Source organism: Streptomyces sp. HPF1205 (assembly GCF_020400825.1).
Classification (GTDB): Bacteria; Actinomycetota; Actinomycetes; order Streptomycetales; family Streptomycetaceae; genus Actinacidiphila.
Map to the genome: position 1 here is coordinate 1 of NZ_JAINVH010000086.1, position 3,486 is coordinate 3,486.

A 3,486-nucleotide genomic window follows, 5' to 3' on the forward strand; every position below is an offset into this window, starting at 1 on the left:
TGTTCAGGTCGCCGTCGGTCAGCGCGGTGCCGAAGTACTTGCCATGCCCCTCCGCCAGCGACCGCAAGGTGGTCGCGGCCTGGGCGGGCGTGGCCGACACGACGGCCAGGGCCGTCGCGGCGGCCACGGCCACCGTGGCGGTGAGCGCGCCCAAGCGGCGGCGCGGTGTGCGGAGCATACGTATGCCCGATGTCATCGGGGGACCTCCATGTCGTCGTTGCGGATCGTGCTCCGGGCACGGGTCCGCGCCCACGGGGGCGGGCACGGCGGTGCCGGAAGCGGTGTCACACGGGTGCCAATGGCGGAGGCGTGGCGGCTTCCGCCGCCGGTGCCGGCCGGCTGCGGGTCCGCTGCGGCCACGGCCAAGGCCACGTCGCCGTGCGCCGACTCGGCGCACGGGACGGGCGAGGACGGGCGAGGCAGGCGGCAGTGGGGGACAGGCTTCGCGTGGCGGTCCCTCCGGGGTCGCCGCAGGACCGCCGCCTTTCCCCGCGGACGTGGTCCCGGGTCAGCGGTAGCCGGTCGGCAGGACGCCTGGTCCCTGCTTCTTCGTCGGGCTGTGTCCGCTGGGCGGCGTGCCGTGGCAGGCCGGCGTCGCGGGCGGGCGCCCGCGGTGCGGCGAGCTCCCGGGCGGAAGGGATGAAGGCTGCATTGTTCTGTTCCTCGAAAATGTGGGGGGGACCAAGGTGACAGAGAGTGCATGGCCGTTCGAGGCTGACCGTCGGCTGGGAGGCACCGCGGTGCGGGGTGTGGGGTACCCCTTCGGTGGGCTCTGGCCGCGAATCATGACCCAGCGATCCTGGATGAATGTATAGAGGGAACCGGGGTGCAGTCCATACCAGGGGACACCGGCCGGTCGACGGGCGGCATGGACAGCGGACGCGGGCTTCCGCGAACGGCTGCCGCGAACTCGGGGAAGAGCGGGAAGCCGCTGCGCCCGCCGCCTCGGTACTGTGACGTCGCATGACCGGCACCGGGATCGAGATCACCGCGGACCTGGTCCGCGACCTGCTGCGGGAGCAGCATCCGGACCTCGCGGGGCTGGCCGTCCGCGAGGTGGCGGGCGGCTGGGGCAACCAGATGTGGCGTCTCGGGGACGAGTTGGCGGTACGCATGCAGCGCATGGACCGCACCCCGGAGCCCCAGCTCAAGGAGCGGCGGTGGCTGCCCGTGCTGGCCCCGCGCCTGCCGCTGCCCGTGCCGGTCCCGGTGCGGTCCGGCGAACCGTCCGAGCGCTTCCCCAAGCACTGGACCGTGATGACCTGGGTTCCCGGCGAGCCGCTGGACCTCGGTTCTATCAGCCGCGGCTACCACGCGGCCGACACACTGGCGGACTTCCTCCGCGCGCTCCATGTGGAGGCGCCCGCCGATGCGCCGGTCGCCACGGACCGCGGGGCCCATCCCCGGGACTGCACGGACGGCTTCGAGAACTTCTTCCAGGCCCTCGCCGCCGACATCCCCGCCGACGTCCCCGCCGACGCCGCCGCCGATGTCCGGGCCGTGTGGGACGACGCCGTCGCGGCCGGCGGGTGGGAGGGCCCGCCGGTGTGGGTGCACGGCGACCTCCACCCCGCCAACGTCGTCGTCTCGGACGGAACGCTCTCGGGCGTCGTCGACTTCGGTGACTTGTTCGCCGGCGATCCGGCGTGGGACCTGGCCGCCGCGTGGGTGCTGCTGCCCGCGGGCACGGCCGCACGGTTCTTCGAGAGGTACGCGCGCGCGGACGAGGCGGCGATCCGGCGGGCCCGCGGGCTGGCGGCGATGAAGAGCCTCTTCCTGATGCTCATGGGGCGGAACGGAGATCAGGGCCTTCCCGGCGGCAAGCCGCACTGGGGACCCGCGGGCCGCGCGGCACTCGACCGCGTACTGAGGGGAGTTTGACGCACACTTCTTCGAACTCGTTCCCGCACTCGCACGACGAGCGCGCCCTTGGTGATCCTGGTGACGGGCCCTTGGGGCGGGCTCCTGAAGTGCGGTCCGTACGCTCCGTCAGCGTACGGGCACATTCCGTGGACGGTACGACGCGTCGTGCGTCACGCTGAGTGCTGAGTGCCGTCGGCTGGGGGACGGCGAACAGCGCGGTACGGAACCGGAGGTGGCCGCGGATGAGCGGCGGCGGTGTGGTGGGCGATGGGGGCGTGGCGGGTGGCGAGGCGGACCGGGAGCCCGAACCCTCGGACAGCCTGCGGACGTTCGGGGCGGTCATGCAGGCACTGCGGGAGCACGCGGGGTACAGCAGAAGCGAGTTCGCGGCCCTGGTGAACTTCTCCAGGCACACGGTCGAGTCGGTCGAGCTGGGGCGGCGGATGCCCGACGTGGCGTTGGTGGAGCGTTCCGACGAGGCGCTGGGCAACACGGGAGCGCTGCGGAAGGGATCGAAGTACCTCAGCCGGGGGCGCGGGGACGTGGGGCTCGCGGCGTGGTTCCGGCAGTGGGCCCGCCTGGAGCGGGTGGCGGTGAGCCTGTGCACGTACGAGTGCCGGCTCGTGCCGGGGCTGCTGCAGTCGGAGGGGTACGCGCGGGCCCTGTTCGAGAACCGTATTCCGCTGCTGACCGACGAGCAGTTGGAGGCTCAGGTGGTGGCGAGGCTGGATCGGCAGAGGATGCTGCTGGAGCGGCCCACCGTACCCTTCCACTTCATCGTGGAGGAGGCCGTGTTCCGGCGCAGGCTGGGCGGGCACGATGTGCGGCGGGGCCAACTGGAACATGTGCTGGAGCTGACGGCCCCCCGCAATGTGACGTTGCAGATCGTGCCGACCGAAGCCGAGTTCCACGCTTGCATGGATGGGCCGGTACGCCTCCTGGAGACGCCTGAGAGCCGACGGCTGGCGTACTCCGAAGGGCAGGAGAACGGCCGGCTCATCTCTGACCCGAAAGAGGTGCGTCTCCTCTGCCAGCGCTATGACACACTGCGCTCGCAGGCTTTGACCCCTCAAGACTCACGGAGCCTGCTGGAGCGACTCCGAGGAGAGCGATGAGCACGAGCCGGGAACTGGCATGGTTCAAGTCCAGCTACAGCGGCAGCTCGGGTGACGACTGTGTCGAGGTCGCCGTCACCGAACAGGATGTCTGCGTACGGGACTCCAAGGACGTGACGCGCCCGCACATCGCCGTCGGTCGCGAGGAGTGGTCGCGGTTCGTGGGGTTCGTGGCGCAGGCGTGATCTTCCCTCACCGGTGGGCGGTGAATGAGTGGATCCTTGAGCGGACCGAGGCGAGCGGCACGTTCCCGCGTCTGACGGACGCGAGCACCTCCTTCACCGGCGCCACGGCCTACGGTACGAGAGGGACCCCGGCCATGGCGGCCGGGGTCCCTCGGGTGGTGCTGTGCGTACGGTCAGCGGATCCGGCGGCCCGCGGTCACCATGGAGCGGCGGTCACCGCGGGCCGGACGGGTCAGCGCTGCAGGGTGAGCAGGCCCGGGCGCCAGGGCAGGAGGTTGTAGCTGGTGTTCGCGCTCGGGTTCTTGCCCTGGTAGAGGAACTGG

The 3,486-nt window shown here is 71.6% G+C and carries 3 protein-coding genes and 1 pseudogene; 3 read left to right on the top strand and 1 reads right to left on the bottom strand.

Annotation, left to right across the window (positions count from 1 at the left end):
• A pseudogene (locus K7G61_RS35665) lies at positions 1–196 on the bottom strand (hypothetical protein); the annotation flags it as partial.
• 767 nt (positions 197–963) lie between these two features.
• On the opposite strand from K7G61_RS35665, the gene K7G61_RS35670 reads away from it, so the two are divergent.
• From K7G61_RS35670 to K7G61_RS35680, 3 genes are all read left to right on the top strand, one after another.
• On the top strand, positions 964–1,881 hold the full coding sequence (locus K7G61_RS35670; RefSeq protein WP_225851308.1) for a phosphotransferase: 918 nt from the start codon (positions 964–966) through the stop codon (positions 1,879–1,881).
• 224 nt (positions 1,882–2,105) lie between these two features.
• Entirely contained in the window at positions 2,106–2,978 is an 873-nt protein-coding gene (locus K7G61_RS35675) for a helix-turn-helix transcriptional regulator (RefSeq protein ID WP_225851309.1), read from the top strand.
• Positions 2,975–3,163 (top strand): DUF397 domain-containing protein, encoded by a 189-nt coding sequence (locus K7G61_RS35680; RefSeq protein ID WP_225851310.1) that lies wholly within the window; start codon positions 2,975–2,977, stop codon positions 3,161–3,163. The genes K7G61_RS35675 and K7G61_RS35680 overlap by 4 nt, the downstream gene beginning before the upstream one ends.
• Positions 3,164–3,486 lie beyond the last annotated feature (323 nt).